Below are 15,741 nucleotides of genomic sequence, written 5' to 3'. Positions count from 1 at the left end.
CATTGCTGTGATTGGCTATGGAAATGTACCTGCTGGTGTTGAGATGAATCGCTCCCTTGGTCGGTATGGGCAGTCTCTCAGGAGACTGTCTTGTAGCAAATTTGCTGGCTCGAGCTTGCAACACAGGCAACATTAGCCTGCGAGCGTATGGGTTATTATCCGATTGCTATGCTGAAAGTTGGCGATACTGCCCCAAACTTCACCCTTCCTGATCAGGAAGGCAAGCTGCATACCTTAGAGGACTACCGCGGCAAGTGGGTGGTGCTCTATTTCTATCCCAAGGACGACACGCCTGGGTGCACCAAAGAAGCCTGCAACTTTCGCGATGAGAAAGGTCGCCTGGAAGAGCTGGGGGCGGTGGTTTTAGGGGTCTCAGCGGACGACGTGAGCAGCCACGGGAAGTTTCACAGCAAGTATGGTCTTAACTTTCCCCTCCTGTCCGACCCCGAAAAAGACATGATTCGGGCTTATGGTGCCTGGGGCACAAAAACTATGTATGGCAAGGAGTATGAGGGGGTCTTTCGCTACACCTATCTGATTGACCCCGAGGGGCGGGTGGCCAGGGCGTGGGATAAAGTAAAGCCCGACGAGCACGCACACGAGGTGGCGGAGACGCTGATCGAGTTGCAGCGGCAGACGGCATAACGCCCATACTTTACGAAGCGAACCTTCAAACCTGCCATAAAACTTTTTTATGGCAGCACAGTGTTTATTTGGCATAACGCAGATGGAAGCATAAATATGGAAGCATAAATTCAGTAAGCTAAAAGGAGCCCGGTAGTGGGGCTCCTTTTATGAACAACCTGGATAACTTCAAACAACAAGCAGCTCTCGAGGCCGTCAAGTACGTACAATCGGGCATGGTGGTGGGTCTGGGTACTGGTTCAACTGCCAGGTATGCGGTGCTGGAGCTGGGCCGCCGTTTACGAGAGGGTGCGCTTTCCAATGTGGTGGCTGTGCCTACCTCGGAGGCCACGGCCATGCTGGCCCATGAGATGGGAATTCCTTTGGTGGAACTGGGGCCTCAGGGGGTTGATCTAGCCATAGACGGGGCCGACGAAATCGCCCCTGACCTTAGCCTCATCAAAGGTTTGGGTGGGGCCTTGCTGCGCGAAAAAATTGTCGAGGCCAGCGCCAAGCAGTTTATCGTAATTGCCGACCATACCAAAAAAGTAAGCCAATTGGGGCGCGGGGTGGTTCCGGTAGAGATTGTTCGCTTTGGATACCGTGCCACCCTGCATGCGCTGGGACAGATGGGGGAGCCTGCCTTGCGCATGGACGGAGAAGATTTCTTCTATAGCGATGGGGGCAACCTGATTGCCGATGTCAACTTTGGCCCCATTACGAACCCTGAGCAGCTCGAGCTGGATCTCAAGCGCATTCCGGGCGTGGTGGAAAGCGGGCTATTTGTGGGCCTGGCTTCTCTGGCTATTGTGGCAGGCCCAGAGGGGTTGGAGCACCTGAGCGCGTCCCCCCGGTAGTTATATCCTGGCCGGCCAGCCCTTTCAACGCGTGGGTTTCGGGCCGTGACGGATGGGTCGCACCTGGTATAAAATATGCCTTATGGTAGGGGGCTGGTTTGCCCGAATGATGCGAATGTCCCGACGATAGCAGTGGTGAGGCTATCGTCGGGGCGCGTTTGCGCCCCTTTTTTTGGAAACTCAGTCTAAAACCAAACATCAAGCGCCAAGGAGTTACCTGTGAGCAAAGTTTTCTACGAAACCGCCGCAATTGACTACGCCAACGCGGCCCCCCACATAGGCCACGTGTACGAGAAAATTATCTGCGACTTTCTGGCCCGCTTCCATCGTCTGGATGGCTACGATACCAATTTCGTGACCGGAACCGACGAACACGGGGAGAAAATTGCTCGAGCAGCTAAAAATGCGGGCCAGGAGCCCCAGGCTTTTGTAGACTATGTTTCCGAGCAGCTATTCCAGCCAGCTTATCAACGCCTGCTCATCAGCTACGACGATTACATCCGCACCACCTCGGAGCGCCACAAGCGCTACGTGCAGGAAATTCTGCGTAAGGTCTACGAGGCTGGCGATATTTACTATGCCGAATACGAAGGGCTTTACTCAGTGGGTTCCGAACGCTTTGTAACGGAAAAAGAACTTGTTAACGGCATTCTACCGGGTGACTCGGAGCCGCCTATTCTGCGAAAAGAAGCCAACTACTTCTTCCGCATGGAGAAATACCGCCCGTGGCTGCTCGAGTACCTGGCCGAGCACCCCGACCTGATTCAGCCCCAAGCCTACCGCAACGAAGTGCTGGAGATGCTCAAGGAGCCCATTGGCGACCTTTCTATTTCCCGTCCCAAAGACCGCGTGCCCTGGGGCATTCCCATTCCTTGGGATGAGAACCACGTCACCTACGTTTGGTTTGATGCGCTGCTGGCTTATGTTTCTTCGCTGGCCAGCCGGGGCCTTTTCGAGAAGTACTGGCCCTTCGCCTGGCATGTCATTGGCAAGGACATTCTCAAACCCCACGCCGTTTTCTGGCCCACCATGCTCAAAAGTGCGGGCTTGCCTATCTACAAACGCCTGGTGGTGCATGGGCACATCCTGGCCATGGATGGCCGCAAGATGGGCAAGAGCCTGGGCAATGCCATTGACCCCCTAGCCTTGTTGGATAAGTTTGGCGTGGATGCAGTGCACTACGCCTTATTGCGCGACACCACCCTGGGCTCGGATAGTCCCTTTGGTGAAGAGGTGGTGGCGCAGCGCCTTAACTCCGACCTCGCCAACGATCTGGGCAATCTGCTCTCGAGGGTACGTACCATGCTGCTGAAGTACTGCGAAGGGATTATCCCAGCGGCTTCGTCGCCTGAGTCTGAAATTGCCAAAGCTGGGGTGGCTCTGGCCAACAAGGTGCGCAAAGAGGTGGATGCCCTGCGGATTCACCTGGCCCTGGAGGAAGTGCTGCAATACGTTCGGAGCCTGAATAAGTTCATCAACGATACCAAACCCTGGGAGCTGGCTCGCGACCCTGGCAAGAAAAAAGAGCTGGAAGATGTCCTGTATACCGCAGTGGAGGGGCTGCGGATCGCCAGTGTGCTCTTGGAGCCGGCACTTCCAACCAAGGCGAGGGAGCTGCGGGCTGCCCTGGGGCTGGGTGACTACACCATCGAGCAAACCGAAACCTGGGGGTTTTCCCCCGCCGGTACGCGCATACCTGAGGAGGCCCCAATTCTCTTCCCTAAGCTCGAGGTGCTCGAGTCCAAAGCCGAAAGCGTCAAGCCCAATGCGGGGCCTGCGCCCGCCAACAGTCTGATTACTATCGACGAGTTTGCCAAAGTGGACTTTAGGGTAGCCGAGGTGATCAAAGCAGAAAAACACCCGAAGGCCGATAAGCTTCTGGTGCTAACGCTCAATGTGGGCGACCACACGCGGCAGGTGGTCTCGGGCATTGCGCAGTACTACACGCCTGAAAGCCTGGTGGGCAAAAAGCTGGTGTTGGTGGCTAACCTCAAGCCTGCAGTGTTGCGTGGAGTGGAGTCGCAGGGCATGATTCTGGCTGGCGAAGACGCACAGGGCAGAATTGTGGTGGTCACACCCGAGCAAGACCTACCTCCGGGTGCAAAAGTGCGGTGAAGCGTTGCTCTACTGCGCGCTCTCAAGGTCGGGGCGCAGGCGTACAGCCTCGCGTAGATAAACGTGCTTAACTTGCTTTTGGGGCAGATCGGTATTCCAAAGCATCATTACCCGGATGACCCTGGGTAGCGCACCTGGAACCGGGATCTCTCGAGAGTTGATAAGAGGAACCATCTGCATTCCCAGCTGTCGTGCGGCTTCTGCAGGAAAGGCAGCCCGCAGGTCGTCAGTCAAGGTGAAGAACATGGCTCCTATGCTGTCAAAGTCAGTGATCTGGTTGACCTCGAGCATCTTTTCTAATAGCTCGCGGGTCGCACTCAGAATGGCTTCCCGGCTATCCTCGTCAACAGTAATGGCGCCACGAACCCCTCGCATCATGGTGTGCGCGATTTTATCGCAGCTTGCCCTTCTCGCCTAGACCTGCTATATTTATTCAGTTGACAGCACGGCAAAATCCGTGCCCAGGAGAGAATATGAAAGAGAAGATTCACCCCAAGCTGGTTCCCTGCAAGATCATCTGCAACGGTGAGGTGGTCATGCAGACCTACAGCACCAAGCCCGAGATCCATGTCGAAGTCTGGAGTGGCAACCACCCGTTCTGGACAGGCCAGCAGCGCTTTGTAGACACTGAGGGTCGGGTCGAGAAATTCCAAAAGAAGTTTGGTGGCACCTACGGCAAGAAGGCCAAAAAGCAGTAGCTTGCCTCGAGGCCGAACAGGTGGGCAGCCGCTCACCTGTTTTTTGCTGCTTCCCGGCCAAAGGTGGATGGGATACTCCAGCAGCGCCCACCCCTGGGCGGACTAGACTGCTAACCATGGATGATGGATCAACCAAATCTGGTGTTATGCTAGCACCGGCTATGAGTTTGCCCCATCTTCCGCATCACCAGGGTTGGATTGAAGTAGTGGTAGGGCCGATGTTCTCTGGAAAGTCGGATGAGCTAATACGGCGCATCAAGCGGGCGCTAATTGCCCGCCAGCGGGTGCTGGTATTCAAGCCTCTGTTGGATGATCGCTACCATGTCACCGATGTGTTTAGCCATGACGGCAGACGGGCTGAAGCTATTGCAGTGCGCGACGCTGCAGAACTCGAGACGCATCTATCCAACCCTCTGCCCGATGTGGTAGCCGTGGACGAGGCCCAGTTTTTCGATGAAGGTCTTGTAAAGCTGGTGCTCGAGCTGGCCGATAGAGGCGTGCGGGTGATTTGCGCCGGACTGGACATGGATTTCCGCGGAGAGCCCTTTGGTATCATGCCCCAACTGCTGGCCCGGGCCGAGTATGTGGAGAAGCTCTACGCGGTTTGCCCGGTATGCGGTGCGCCGGCTACCCGCACCCAGCGTTTCGTAAACGGAAAGCCAGCCCGCTACGACGACCCGGTGATACTGGTGGGCGCCAGCGAAGCCTACGAGCCGCGCTGCCGCAAGTGCCACACAGTAGTGACCAAAGAGGTACAGGAGATTCTTTAGCCTCGCCTGTAAAGCCACGCACCTCAAAGCTGTGAAGCAGGGTCAAAAGTTCTGGGGAATCGTGGCCCGACCCCTACTTTTTGCCTCTGCGGGAAGTTTTGCGGGCTTTTTGCAATATCAGCTCGAGCACGCCTCCCTTCAACGAGGCTTGGGCGCTGCCTGGAACGATAGCCTCGGGTAGGGTGAAGGCACGACGAAACAGTCCAGTGGGCCGCTCTTGGCGATAAAATGCGCCCTGTTGCGGATGCCGTATCCCCGCCAGAATGATGGTCTGGCCCTCCTCTTTGAGCTCGAGGTCCTCGTTCTTTACGCCAGGTACATCCACCAGAATGCGAAACCGAGTGCCTTCGTCGATCACATCCACTGCTGGTACCCACTCGCCCAGGGCCTCTTGGGAAGCAAAGCGTCTCGAGAGTTCATCGAGTTGCTGGCGGATGGTTTGCAAGCGTTCAATCGCATCGAAGCGTTCAATGGTCATGGTCTCGAGAATATCATGAATGACAAAGAGGGCTAGCGACTGTGGATGATGTGGATGCGCAAAAACCGGTAATTCCCGTACTAACCGGGCCAACTGCAACCGGTAAAACCGAGCTGGCCTTGCGCTTGGGCCGGATATTCCCTATAGCGGTGGTCTCGGCCGATGCCAGCATGGTGTACCGGGGCATGGACATCGGGACTGCCAAACCCAGCCTGGTCGAGCGACAACAGGTCAAACACTATCTAATCGATGTGGTGTGGCCCAGCCAAAGCTTTAGCGTTTCGGAGTATTGTGGGCTGGCTGAAGCAGCCATTCAAGAAACCCTGACGCAGGGCAAAATTCCATTGGTGGTGGGGGGTACTGGTTACTATATCCGCGCCCTAACGGAGGGTATTCACGAGCTTCCCGAGCCCGATTTGAATCTACAGGCGGAGCTTTGGAAAACGCTGGAGTTGCAAGGGCTTGAATCTTTGCTAGGAGAACTCGAGGCTGCCAGCCCCGAGGATGCCCGTCGGGTGCAACGCAACCCCCGGCGTATTGTGCGGGCCCTAGAGGTCTTGCGTCGCACTGGACTGCCCCCAGCCAGGTTTCCCAAGCGTACGCCGCGCTTTAGCTACCGAAAGCTCATTTTGTGGCCCCCCTGGGACTGGCTCGAGCCCCGCCTGGAACGCCGAGTAACGCGTATGCTCGAGCAGGGCTTGGTGCAGGAGGTTGAATCCTTGCTGGCGAGGTATCCTCAGATGCCCACAGCCTTGCAGAGCATTGGCTATAAAGAAATTGCTGGCTATCTGAAGGGCGAGTATAGCCTGGAGGTGGCGCGACAAACCATTGTTAGGGCTACGCGGGCTTACGCCAGACGACAGTACACCTGGTTTCGCAAGGAACCTGGGGCAGTTACCTTCTTGCCACAGGGTGGTGATGAAGCCTGGATCGGCGTGCGTGGTTGGTTTGAGCATTCCTTAGCCCCTGGGGAGGGCTAAAAGGTGCTGCCCTGGGGCTGGTTCAGCCATTCCCGCAAAACCCGCAGGTTGTGGGCATCGTCCTGGGTGCTGCGGGGGGTTTCCATGATAAAAATCTTATTGCGCACACGAGTATCAAGGACGAAGCGCTTAAGTTCCGCACCTATTTGACCCTCCATCAGGTTGGTGTGATGATCGATCTGCGAACCCCTTTCACCCATGGAGTCGTTGAGGTGAATAACCGGAACCCGATCCAGGCCAATGGTCTGCTCGAGTTCGTCCAGGGCCTGCTCGAGCCTGTATCCCGCTGCAAAAGCATGGCAGGTGTCGAAACACACCCCCAGCCGGGTATCCTCGATCAGCTCGGCCAGAGTATGGAGGTTGGCCCCCAGTTTTTCACCACCCCCTGCAGTGTTTTCCAAGAGCAACCTGGGCCCATTTTTGCCCAGCTTGGCGAGCTCGAGGGCTTTGAGGGCAGCCGTCCTGGCCTTTTCTGCAGGCCCTGAACCTGGGTGCACCACCACGTACTCAATGCCCAGCACCTGCGCCTTGGCTAAGTCGTCGGCCAGACTAAAGATGCTTTTCTCTCTAAGCTCGCCTTCGGCGGCCAGGTTAACCAAGTACGACGCATGAATCACCGTAGGCAGGCCCCCCAGGTTTTCCTTCCGAGCCCTGAACTCTTCCACTTCTCCCGCTTTGAGGCCACGGGTTTTCCAACTGCGCGGGCTTTTGGCGAAAATTTGGATGGCGCTCAACCCGAGTAGCTCGGCTTCCTCTGCGGCTCCGGCGATTCCGAGCTTGCCCGCAATGGACATGTGAAAGCCGTACTTCACTTGAGCAGCTCCAATTTCACCATCACTACCCCATGGGGGTGCATTCCAAGCATTTGCGCAGCAGCAAACGACAAATCGATTATACGGCCACGAATATACGGGCCTCGGTCGTTGATCCGAACCACCACGCTCTTACCGTTTTTCAGATTGGTTACCCGCACTCGGGTGTTAAAGGGCAGGCTACGATGGGCAGCGGTTAAATAATGCTTGTTAAAGCGCTCACCATTGGCCGTGCGGCGCCCATGAAACCGGGCCCCGTACCAGGAGGCCAGGCCCTGCTGATACACTTGCACAGGTGGTTTTTGTGGCTCCGGCGGGGCTAAGGGGGGCCGAATAAAGACCCAGGCTGGAGGCTCTTCGGCAGACTCAGCTAAGGGTAGCACCTCCAGGTTCATGGGATCCCAGTCTGAGGGGGGAATTGCTATCTGTAGACCTGCTGGCAAAGGGTCTTCCATGAGGCCGTTGAGCAGCATGATATCGGAGACACTAACCTGAAAAAGCCGCGCGATGCGCTCGAGGGTATCGCCCGGCTGCACTACGTAGCCCTGGGCCCCGGCCAGTGAACAGAAAAGCAGCAGCGATAGCCAACGCTTCATAGCTCAATCAGATGCTTAGGGCTGTGGGACAGTACCTCATGCCCCTGTTCGGTTACTAAAACCAGGTCTTCGATGCGGCAGCCGCCGAGGTTTGGAATGTAGACACCGGGCTCGATAGTTACCACATTGCTGGCCTCGAGAATATCCTCAGAAGCCTGACTCAGACTGGGCGCTTCGTGAATAAACAAGCCCACCCCATGCCCCAGCCCGTGGGTAAAGTGCGCGCCGTAGCCAAGGCGGGTAAGGTGGTCTCGAGCCAGCGTATCCAGTTCGCGACCGGTTTTGCCAGGCGCAACGGCTTCCAGTGCCAGGGTCTGGGCCTCCAGCACGGCCTGATAGATGCTTCGTAGCTCACCTGAAACCTGGCCCACTGCCACCGTACGGGTCATATCAGAGCAGTAGCCCCCCACCACACAGCCAAAATCCAGCGTGACCAATTCTCCTGCTTGTATCGTGCGGTTGCTGGCACCCCCGTGGGGCATGGCGCTGCGTTCGCCTGAAGCCACCGTGGTACTAAAGGCCAGCCCCTCCGAGCCGTTTTTCCGCAGGAAATACTCCAGCTCGAGGGCCACCTCGATCTCCCGCACACCCGGCTTTATGAAAGACAGGATGTGCCTAAAGCCCTGATCGGCTAACTCGGCCGCTCGCCGGATGAGTGCAATTTCCTCCGGGCTTTTCTTGCGGCGCAGCTTCTCGAAAATACCCCTGGTAGAGACAAACTCGAGATTCGGAAAGTCCTGTTGAAAGCCCTCAAGAGCGGCAACGCTCAGGTGCTCGGCTTCGATGCCCACCCGGCCCCGAAAAAACTCGGCCAAAAGCTTGTTCGTCTCGGTGCGGTTAAGCAGGATGCGATATGGGAAGCGCTGCTGGGCGGCTTCTACCAGGTAACGACCATCGGTGATGAGCGTAGGGCCGTTCCTGGTAATGACAATTCGGGCGTCTTTGCCCTCAACGAAACCGGATAGATAGCGAACGTTGTGGGGATTGGAGACAAAAAGCGCATCGAGGTTGTACTCGTCAAGCAAGCGTGCAAAGTCCACGTGAGGAACTTTACCTTATCGACCCAACTTCTAGCGGGTATTTTCTTCACAAAAAGTTACATCGTGAAAATCTACACTAGGGCTCATGGAATCACAACCTGCCCGTGCTAAGGTCATCCCCAGGATGATTGTGCGTACGGTTGCTTCGTTGTGCTTGATGACTTGTGTTGGTTGGGGCTGGGCCCAGGTTTCGACTGAGGCGGCCCAGCTCCTCGAGCGTGCGAGAAATGTGCTGGGCGGGCCGGCCCTTACTAACCTCAAAACCTACCGCGAGGTAACCACCAACATCTACTACCTGCCCGATGGTAAAGAAGAAAGTCGCATCGTAACCTTACTGCTCATAGATTTTGCTAACAGCCGTGTAAGACTTGAACTCTACGACCCCGAAAGCGTGAATGGTTCCAACCCCATTCCTCTGGCGCTGCAGCAGTATAGCCCTCAGGAAAGCTTTTTTTGGAGCCGTGAAACTTCTTTACGCCCTCTGCCAAAAGATCAGCGGGAGATCCTACGCTCGAGCCTCTATACGGGCTGGTTGGGGCTGAAATACGGTAGCAGTAACCGAGAGCGGGCCAACGTTGCACAGGGCAGTCTGCGCAATCAGACCGGACAGCTCCTTACGGTTAGCACCCAGGGCTGGGTGAGCACCTATTTGTTCAACGCCGATGGCTTGTTGCTAGGTGAGCGCCTTAACATCCCAGGGATAGGGGAGAGCATCACCTTTTTCTCCAATTACCGAGTGGTACAGGGAGTGCGGCTACCGCAAAAGTGGGAAAACTTCGTGGGCGGCGTACTCGCTGCGCGGGGCGAAGTGATCGAAGTGGAAATTAACCCCATTTTTACCGACACCGACTTTTTCAAACCCGTCCGCTAGCGCTGGGTTTGGCCCGACGACCCTCCTCGAGACAGAGCCCCTACGGGCCTGTTTGCTGGTGGAAGGCTGGGTTATACCGGATTCAAAAAGATAGTCATCAAACCTCAAGAGGCTATCTTTTTAATTCCTAGAGCATTTCCATTGATCAGGTTTGTTGGTCACCATTCGGTGATCAACAAACCGAATCTGGTATTAGTCGGCGGCCAGAGCCAGCTCAGGGTGCTGTATCCCGACCTGGGCCCCCAGGCTTCGTAGGCGATTCTCGATGTCGTCGTAGCCGCGCTCGATGTACTGCATTCCGCTGATGTGACTCTCGCCCTCAGCGGCCAGAGCGGCGATAATCAAACCTCCACCGGCACGTATATCGCGGGCCTCGACGGCAGCCCCGGTTAACTGGCGGCCCTGGATTACCAGGGTGCGATCTTTCAGGGTGACATCGGCCCCCATACGGGCAAGTTCGCTGGCGTGGGTAAAGCGATCGGGGTAGACCCGATCCGAGACCAGCGAGGTGCCGTGTACGGTGGCCAGGTAGGCTGTGGCCGGGGGCTGCAGGTCGGTGACGAAGCCGGGGTATTCGCGGGCCTCGAGGTTGAAGGGCTGGGGGTTGGGGGTGGCTTCCAGGCGGATCCAGTCTTTACCGGTGGTAATGTGGTGGCCCGACTGGATGAGCTTGTCAAGTACGGCATCCATGTGGAACGGCTCCACGTTGGTCAGGGTAATGGAGCCTTTGGTAGCGGCGGTAGCAAACAGGTAGGTGCCGGCCTCGATGCGGTCGGGGATGACGCTGTAGCGTCCGCCGCGCAGGCTGGGCTTGCCCTTGATGTGCAGGATGCTGCTTCCAATGCCCTTAATCTCGGCCCCCATCATGGTCAGGAAGTTGCACAAATCAACAATCTCGGGTTCCTGCGGGGTGTTTACCAATACGGCTTCGCCCCCCAGGGCTGCGGCCATCAGGGCTTGCTCGGTGCCGCCCAGGGTTGGGAGGTCGTAGACCACCCGGCCAGCGGCGGGCTTGTGGCGGCGGGCGGTATAGGCGACCCCCTGCTCAGTAATTTCGGTGGTGACCTCGAAGCCCAGGCTGCGCAAGGCCTTGATGTGCTGATCAACCGGACGTTCGGCGAAATTGCAGCCTCCCGGTAGGGGAACAGTACCTTCGCCAGCTCGAGCAGCCAAAGCGCCCAAAACGTTGAAGCTGGCCCGCATTTTGCTAACCAGCTCGAAAGGGGCCTGGGTGGAGCGAATTTCGGGGGTATGGAGGTGCAGGGTACGGCCCTCCCAGGCGTGGCGGGTGCCCAGGTGGCCCAGGAGCTCGAGCAAAACATCGATATCGCGCAGGCGGGGAACCTCTGTGAGGGTTACGGGCTCCGCCGTTAAAATGCTAGCAGCCATGAGTTTGAGGGCCGAATTTTTGGCTGGAAAAATGCGTAGTTCACCGCTCAGTGGGACACCACCGCGAATGATCAGGGTTCTATTCATAGTCAGGACTCATCTCCTGGGCAGTTCTGAGTATGCTTGTGCATGTTACACATCATACTTACCTTGAGCATAATAAGTAGAAATCGTATTGTCAAGCACAAATGTAACGTGATAATCTGTAGTCAGAAACGCAAGCGAGTTTTTCGCGTTACCCTATCGGATATGCCCAAAAAGGAAAAGAAACGCCTTCAAGTTGTCATCAGTGACGACCAGGACGCCCTCCTGACCAAACTGGCTTACGAGCTTTCCAGCCCCGAGCAACTGGTTTCCAAGTCGGAGGTGGTGCGCCTGGCCATCGAGAAGCTGGCCGATGGGATGGAAGAAGGCCAGCAGAAGGACGAATTAAAGGCGCTTTTGAAGCGGCTCGAGGCCGAAGAAGAGTAAGGCTTGCCTCAAAGCCCGGTTTTCCCTGGCCGCAGAATGCCCCCCTTCAGTCTGCCCCAACCCAGGCTAAACGAACCAACGGCGGTTTCTAGTGCAACCAGCTTCCAGCCGTCGGTTCCCTCGGCGGGGATGGGCTGCCCCATGGCAAAGGCCAGGGTATGGGGGTCTTCGGCCTGTAAGGGGAGGACGTGCTGTGCCTGGCTAGGTCGCAGGTAGTGTGCCAGGGGTTTACCCGGCAGAAAGCGCCCGGAGTCCTTGCGATGACCAGTTCTGGTTTCGCCCAGGTAGAGGCCGGGTGCGGGCGCTTTGATGCCCTCGAGGCTGGGCAGCCTTGGGGGTAGCAGATAGAGATGCCCGGCGCGTTCAAGGATCTGCCCATCGAGATTTATCTGCAAGTGCTCCTCGCACCAGGCCTGCCACAACGCCCGAGTCTCACGGGATAGCGGAGGGATATGCTCGAGGGTGGGATGATGCTCCTCCCCGTCGGTTTTGCGCAGCCTGGCCAGGAAATGCCCCTCCCCGCGCAGTTTGTGGGGCCATAGCCGGGCAGTTTGGGCCAGGGCCGGGTTGCCGTCCCCCCAGGCCGGAACCCCAGCGGCAAAAAGAGGGGAGATGTGAGCATCTATAATCTCCCAGCCTGGATTGCGCAAGAACTCCGCAATAACTTGCTCGTTTTCTTCTGGGGCAAAGGTACAGGTCGAGTAAACCAACACCCCTCCAGGGCGTACCAGCTCGGCAGCAGCAGCAATAAGCGACTTCTGCACTCGAGCGGCACGGGCCGGTGCGCTTGGCCCCCAGTGCGCTACCACCTCGGGATCTTTGCGAAACATCCCCTCGCCCGAGCAGGGTGCGTCCAGCACCACCCGGTCGAAGTAAGCTCCCCACCGACGGGCCAGTTTCTCGATGGAAGCCGATACCACCGCCAGATTGGCCCCCCAGCGCTCCACATTCTCCAGGAGTCCCCGCATCCGCTTTCCATCAATTTCGTTGGAGACCAGCAAGCCCTGGCTCTTCATTCGGGCGGCCAGGTGGGTGGTTTTGCCGCCCGGTGCAGCGGCCAGATCCAGCACCCGCTCGCCCGGCTGGGGGTCGGCCAGCACCCCTACCGCCTGGGCCGAGGGTTCCTGGATGTAGTAGAGCCCAGCGTAGAAGTAGGGATGTGGGCCGGGGCGGGCCGCGCTTGGGTAGTAGAAGCCCTCGGGCGACCAGGGGATGGGCTCTAGTTCCCAGGGGCTAATCTGCCGGAATTGCTCGGGGCTCAGCTTGAGGGTGTTCACCCGCAGGCCATAGCTCCGGTCGGCTGTAGTAAGAGCCTGCAAAAAATGGGGAAAGGCCTCGCCGAGCAGGTCGGACATTCGGTTCAGGAAGGCTTTAGGCAACACAGCGCTTACAATGCTAACCGATGTCTGTTGTAGCCATTGGAACCGATATCGTAGAACTTGCACGCCTACGCCGGGTGTGGGAACGGCACCCTCGGCGTTTTTTGGAGCGCCACTTTGTGCCTGCCGAGATTGAGTACTGTCTGGCCAAGTCCGATCCGTTGCCTTCGCTGGCGGTACGCTTTGCGGCTAAGGAGGCTTTCCAGAAATGCTGGCCAGATAGTTTTGGCTGGCTCGAGGTCTGGGTGGAGATAGAGGGTCGCAAACCCATACTGAACTTTGGCCCAAAGCTCCAAACCCAGATGGAAGCAGGCCGATTAAGAGCCCACCTGTCGCTTTCTCACGAGAGACACTACGCCTTGGCCATAGTGCTTCTGGAGAGAGCTGTACTTCTCGGTGAGCAATAGGCACAGCTTGTTCAAGATGGTGCCGGGAATGGGACTCGAACCCACACGCCCTTGCGGGCAACGGATTTTAAGTCCGTAGCGTCTACCATTCCGCCATCCCGGCAGACCCGTCCCTTAGTTTAGCCGTTATACGCAATCTGGCAAGATAAAACGCAGCGATACAGCGGTGAATACTGCTTTGGGTTCTAATGCAGCTTGTTACCTCAGCTGATACTCACGCGTTACTCATTCGCGAGAGCAATTAGCGTATTATCATAAAAAAACATTAATGCCAAATGAAGCGGGGGGAAAATTTATGCACTATTGGAATGCAGTGAAAAGAGGATTCTTTCAAGGGGCAAACTGGCGAAGCTTGAACCAGCGTATCTTGCTCTACCTTTGGGGCCGAACCACCCTACCTAGGTGGTTGGTCTGCTCGCAGTAGCTTTCAAACAATAAACCAAATAAATACTGCTGGTCTCCCCAATAATAACCTGTTGGCTTGGCTAGCGGCCACGAACCCTCGATGCGGTGTTGGCGGCCCTTGGTAATTAACGTAATTAACCCGGATAAAACCTTTCACTCGACATTCCCCTAAGGAGGGAGAAATATGTCCGAATTTATTGGAGCAATGTTGGTGCTGGTCTGCTTTGGGTACCTCGTTGCCATCTTCGACGACTTGATTTTCGACTTGACCTATCTATTTCGAAGAGGCCGTTTTCGGCAGACTGGTCTCTCGAAGGAGGAACTCGAAAGCGACAGCCCCAAACGTATCGCAGTTATGGTGGCAGCCTGGCAGGAAGCTGGGGTCGTGGCCGAGATGGTTAAGGCCACGTATCGTTTAATGCGCTATCCGGAGGATCGGGTCGAGTTCTTTATTGGGGTATACCCCAACGATGAGGCCACATTGCGTGAAGTGCGCGAGCTGTCCAAGAGCAACCCTCGTGTACACTGCGTGGTTAATCAAAGACCGGGGCCAACAAGTAAGAGCCAGAACCTTAATGAAGTTTTTGCTTTTATTCAAGACCTCGAGAATATCCGGAATCAGGTGTTCGATGTTATCGCCATACATGACGCAGAGGATGTGATTCACCCTTATGCATTCCGCTTCTACAGTGCCTTACTCAGTCGCAAAGACATGGTGCAGTTGCCAGTGATTGCCATGTTTCCCAAGCTGCCTCGGTGGCGGTGGCTAAATCGCATCGTTGCTGGTACTTATGCCGACGAGTTTGCAGAGAGCCACCTTCATCACATGCTGGTACGCGAGTCGTTTGGCTTGTTTGTGCCCAGCGCTGGTACGGGCTTCGCTTTGCGGCGAGAAGTGGTGAGCTTTTTGGCAGCCGAAGGCCCGGTTTTTCGTGAGGGAAGCCTGACAGAGGACTACGACATGTCTTTGCGGCTGTGGCAAAAAGGCTTTCGGGTACACTTCCACGTGCAGCGTCTTAAGCGCATAGATGATCGGGGTCGGGTTTGCAACGAGGTGGTGGGAATTAAGGAGTACTTTCCTTCTGAAATACGGACTGCTGTAAAGCAAAAGGCTCGCTGGATTTACGGAATTACCATGCAGAGCCCCAAGGAGATCAAACCAAAAAGGCTCTCCTTAAAAGATCGATTGGTGCTCTGGCGCGACCGGAAAGGGAAATACACCAACCTGATTCATTTTGTGGGTTATCCGCTGGCCTTGTACTCCGTGCTGGCCTACTTTCTTGGCTGGCCTCATGCAGATCCCAGGTTAATGCTGGTGCTCAGTGGGGGTGTTATGCTGATCACCCTCGAGCGCCTCCTGATGCGCTTTGCTGCAATCAAGTCTGTATATGGGGTAGCCGAAGCGCTACAGGCAACTTTGGTGCTGCCATTGTTTCCCTTGAGGTGGTTTGTAGGAAACATCATTAATGCTTTGGCTACTGCGAGGGCCTGGCGCATGTACTTCTGGCCCGCTCGAGGAGCCCGCAAAGGTACGGCCCCGGTCTGGGATAAAACCGAGCGGAAGAGCTATGTGCCTACTGAGGTGCTCGAGTCCGTCCGCCGCCGCTTGGGGGATGTGCTGCTCTTTTACGGTGATGTCAGCCCCCAAGAGCTGGCTTTAGCCCTGCGCACAAAGCCTTCAGGGGTGCCATTGGGTGAAATTTTATTGCGCAACCAAACTCTTGATCCCGATCGCCTCAGGCTGCGCATTACCGAAACCCAAGAACGCCTACAGAACGAACCCAAAGTATCGGCCTTAGCTGTGGATTACAGCGATTAAATGGCTTATTGCGCTTAGTTGGTCAAAGAG

General features: G+C 56.5%; 17 protein-coding genes and 1 tRNA gene. 10 read left to right on the top strand and 8 right to left on the bottom strand.

Annotated elements, in window-relative coordinates; genetic code table 11:
• Positions 1 to 168 precede the first annotated feature (168 nt).
• The 3 genes from bcp (at position 169) to metG (ending at position 3,596) form a co-directional block, all read left to right on the top strand.
• The gene (bcp, locus tag Q0X18_RS07160) at positions 169 to 645 is read left to right on the top strand and encodes a thioredoxin-dependent thiol peroxidase (RefSeq protein ID WP_297560329.1); all 477 of its coding nucleotides are present in this window, start codon (positions 169 to 171) and stop codon (positions 643 to 645) included.
• Positions 646 to 794: 149 nt separating this feature from the next.
• Positions 795 to 1,481: a ribose-5-phosphate isomerase RpiA gene (rpiA, locus tag Q0X18_RS07155; protein WP_297560327.1), complete on the top strand. Its 687-nt coding sequence runs from the start codon at positions 795 to 797 to the stop codon at positions 1,479 to 1,481.
• Between the two features lie 219 nt (positions 1,482 to 1,700).
• Positions 1,701 to 3,596, top strand: a complete 1,896-nt coding sequence (metG, locus tag Q0X18_RS07150; protein ID WP_297560325.1) for a methionine--tRNA ligase — start codon at positions 1,701 to 1,703, stop codon at positions 3,594 to 3,596.
• A 9-nt stretch (positions 3,597 to 3,605) separates the two neighbouring features.
• Here metG and aroH read toward each other — a convergent pair whose 3' ends face one another.
• Positions 3,606 to 3,974, bottom strand: a complete 369-nt coding sequence (aroH, locus tag Q0X18_RS07145) for a chorismate mutase (protein WP_297560322.1) — start codon at positions 3,972 to 3,974, stop codon at positions 3,606 to 3,608.
• Between the two features lie 95 nt (positions 3,975 to 4,069).
• Between aroH and rpmE the strand changes: the two genes are divergently transcribed.
• Together rpmE and Q0X18_RS07135 are read left to right on the top strand one after the other, a co-directional pair.
• Positions 4,070 to 4,294, top strand: a complete 225-nt coding sequence (rpmE, locus tag Q0X18_RS07140; protein ID WP_297560320.1) for a 50S ribosomal protein L31 — start codon at positions 4,070 to 4,072, stop codon at positions 4,292 to 4,294.
• A 161-nt stretch (positions 4,295 to 4,455) separates the two neighbouring features.
• On the top strand, positions 4,456 to 5,064 hold the full coding sequence (locus Q0X18_RS07135; RefSeq protein ID WP_374707505.1) for a thymidine kinase: 609 nt from the start codon (positions 4,456 to 4,458) through the stop codon (positions 5,062 to 5,064).
• Positions 5,065 to 5,137: 73 nt separating this feature from the next.
• Here the strand turns inward: Q0X18_RS07135 and Q0X18_RS07130 are convergent, their stop codons facing one another.
• Positions 5,138 to 5,542: an Hsp20/alpha crystallin family protein gene (locus tag Q0X18_RS07130; protein ID WP_297560318.1), complete on the bottom strand. Its 405-nt coding sequence runs from the start codon at positions 5,540 to 5,542 to the stop codon at positions 5,138 to 5,140.
• 50 nt (positions 5,543 to 5,592) lie between these two features.
• Here Q0X18_RS07130 and miaA point away from each other — a divergent pair, with 50 nt between their 5' ends.
• Entirely contained in the window at positions 5,593 to 6,522 is a 930-nt protein-coding gene (miaA, locus tag Q0X18_RS07125) for a tRNA (adenosine(37)-N6)-dimethylallyltransferase MiaA (RefSeq protein WP_297563035.1), read from the top strand.
• On the opposite strand, the gene Q0X18_RS07120 is transcribed toward miaA, so the two are convergent.
• The 3 genes from Q0X18_RS07120 to Q0X18_RS07110 are packed head-to-tail and all read right to left on the bottom strand — an operon-like array spanning position 6,519 to position 8,970.
• Entirely contained in the window at positions 6,519 to 7,334 is an 816-nt protein-coding gene (locus Q0X18_RS07120; protein WP_297560315.1) for a deoxyribonuclease IV, read from the bottom strand. The genes miaA and Q0X18_RS07120 overlap by 4 nt on opposite strands.
• Positions 7,331 to 7,930 (bottom strand): septal ring lytic transglycosylase RlpA family protein, encoded by a 600-nt coding sequence (locus Q0X18_RS07115; protein WP_297560312.1) that lies wholly within the window; start codon positions 7,928 to 7,930, stop codon positions 7,331 to 7,333. The genes Q0X18_RS07120 and Q0X18_RS07115 overlap by 4 nt, the downstream gene beginning before the upstream one ends.
• Positions 7,927 to 8,970, bottom strand: a complete 1,044-nt coding sequence (locus tag Q0X18_RS07110) for a Xaa-Pro peptidase family protein (protein ID WP_297560310.1) — start codon at positions 8,968 to 8,970, stop codon at positions 7,927 to 7,929. Before Q0X18_RS07110 ends, Q0X18_RS07115 begins: the two co-directional genes overlap by 4 nt.
• Before the next feature lie 85 nt (positions 8,971 to 9,055).
• Between Q0X18_RS07110 and Q0X18_RS07105 the strand changes: the two genes are divergently transcribed.
• Positions 9,056 to 9,841 (top strand): hypothetical protein, encoded by a 786-nt coding sequence (locus Q0X18_RS07105; protein WP_297560307.1) that lies wholly within the window; start codon positions 9,056 to 9,058, stop codon positions 9,839 to 9,841.
• 192 nt (positions 9,842 to 10,033) lie between these two features.
• Here the strand turns inward: Q0X18_RS07105 and murA are convergent, their stop codons facing one another.
• Complete coding sequence (gene murA, locus Q0X18_RS07100) at positions 10,034 to 11,317, bottom strand: UDP-N-acetylglucosamine 1-carboxyvinyltransferase (RefSeq protein ID WP_297560304.1); 1,284 nt, start codon at positions 11,315 to 11,317, stop codon at positions 10,034 to 10,036.
• A gap of 162 nt (positions 11,318 to 11,479) precedes the next feature.
• Here murA and Q0X18_RS07095 point away from each other — a divergent pair, with 162 nt between their 5' ends.
• Positions 11,480 to 11,701: a transcriptional regulator gene (locus Q0X18_RS07095; RefSeq protein ID WP_297560301.1), complete on the top strand. Its 222-nt coding sequence runs from the start codon at positions 11,480 to 11,482 to the stop codon at positions 11,699 to 11,701.
• Between the two features lie 8 nt (positions 11,702 to 11,709).
• Here Q0X18_RS07095 and rsmF read toward each other — a convergent pair whose 3' ends face one another.
• Positions 11,710 to 13,083, bottom strand: a complete 1,374-nt coding sequence (gene rsmF / locus Q0X18_RS07090; protein ID WP_297560298.1) for a 16S rRNA (cytosine(1407)-C(5))-methyltransferase RsmF — start codon at positions 13,081 to 13,083, stop codon at positions 11,710 to 11,712.
• Between the two features lie 20 nt (positions 13,084 to 13,103).
• On the opposite strand from rsmF, the gene acpS reads away from it, so the two are divergent.
• Positions 13,104 to 13,487 (top strand): holo-ACP synthase, encoded by a 384-nt coding sequence (acpS, locus tag Q0X18_RS07085; protein WP_297560296.1) that lies wholly within the window; start codon positions 13,104 to 13,106, stop codon positions 13,485 to 13,487.
• 17 nt (positions 13,488 to 13,504) lie between these two features.
• Here acpS and Q0X18_RS07080 read toward each other — a convergent pair.
• Positions 13,505 to 13,590: transfer RNA gene (locus Q0X18_RS07080), tRNA-Leu, on the bottom strand.
• Between the two features lie 486 nt (positions 13,591 to 14,076).
• Between Q0X18_RS07080 and Q0X18_RS07075 the strand changes: the two genes are divergently transcribed.
• Positions 14,077 to 15,711 carry a glycosyl transferase family protein gene (locus tag Q0X18_RS07075; RefSeq protein ID WP_297560293.1) on the top strand — a complete coding sequence of 545 codons (1,635 nt, stop codon included), beginning with the start codon at positions 14,077 to 14,079 and terminating at the stop codon, positions 15,709 to 15,711.
• The last annotated feature ends 30 nt before the right edge of the window (positions 15,712 to 15,741 follow it).

This window comes from Meiothermus sp. (assembly GCF_026004075.1).
In the GTDB taxonomy this organism is placed as follows: Bacteria; Deinococcota; Deinococci; order Deinococcales; family Thermaceae; genus Meiothermus.
This window is presented reverse-complemented; position numbering and strand designations above follow the sequence as displayed.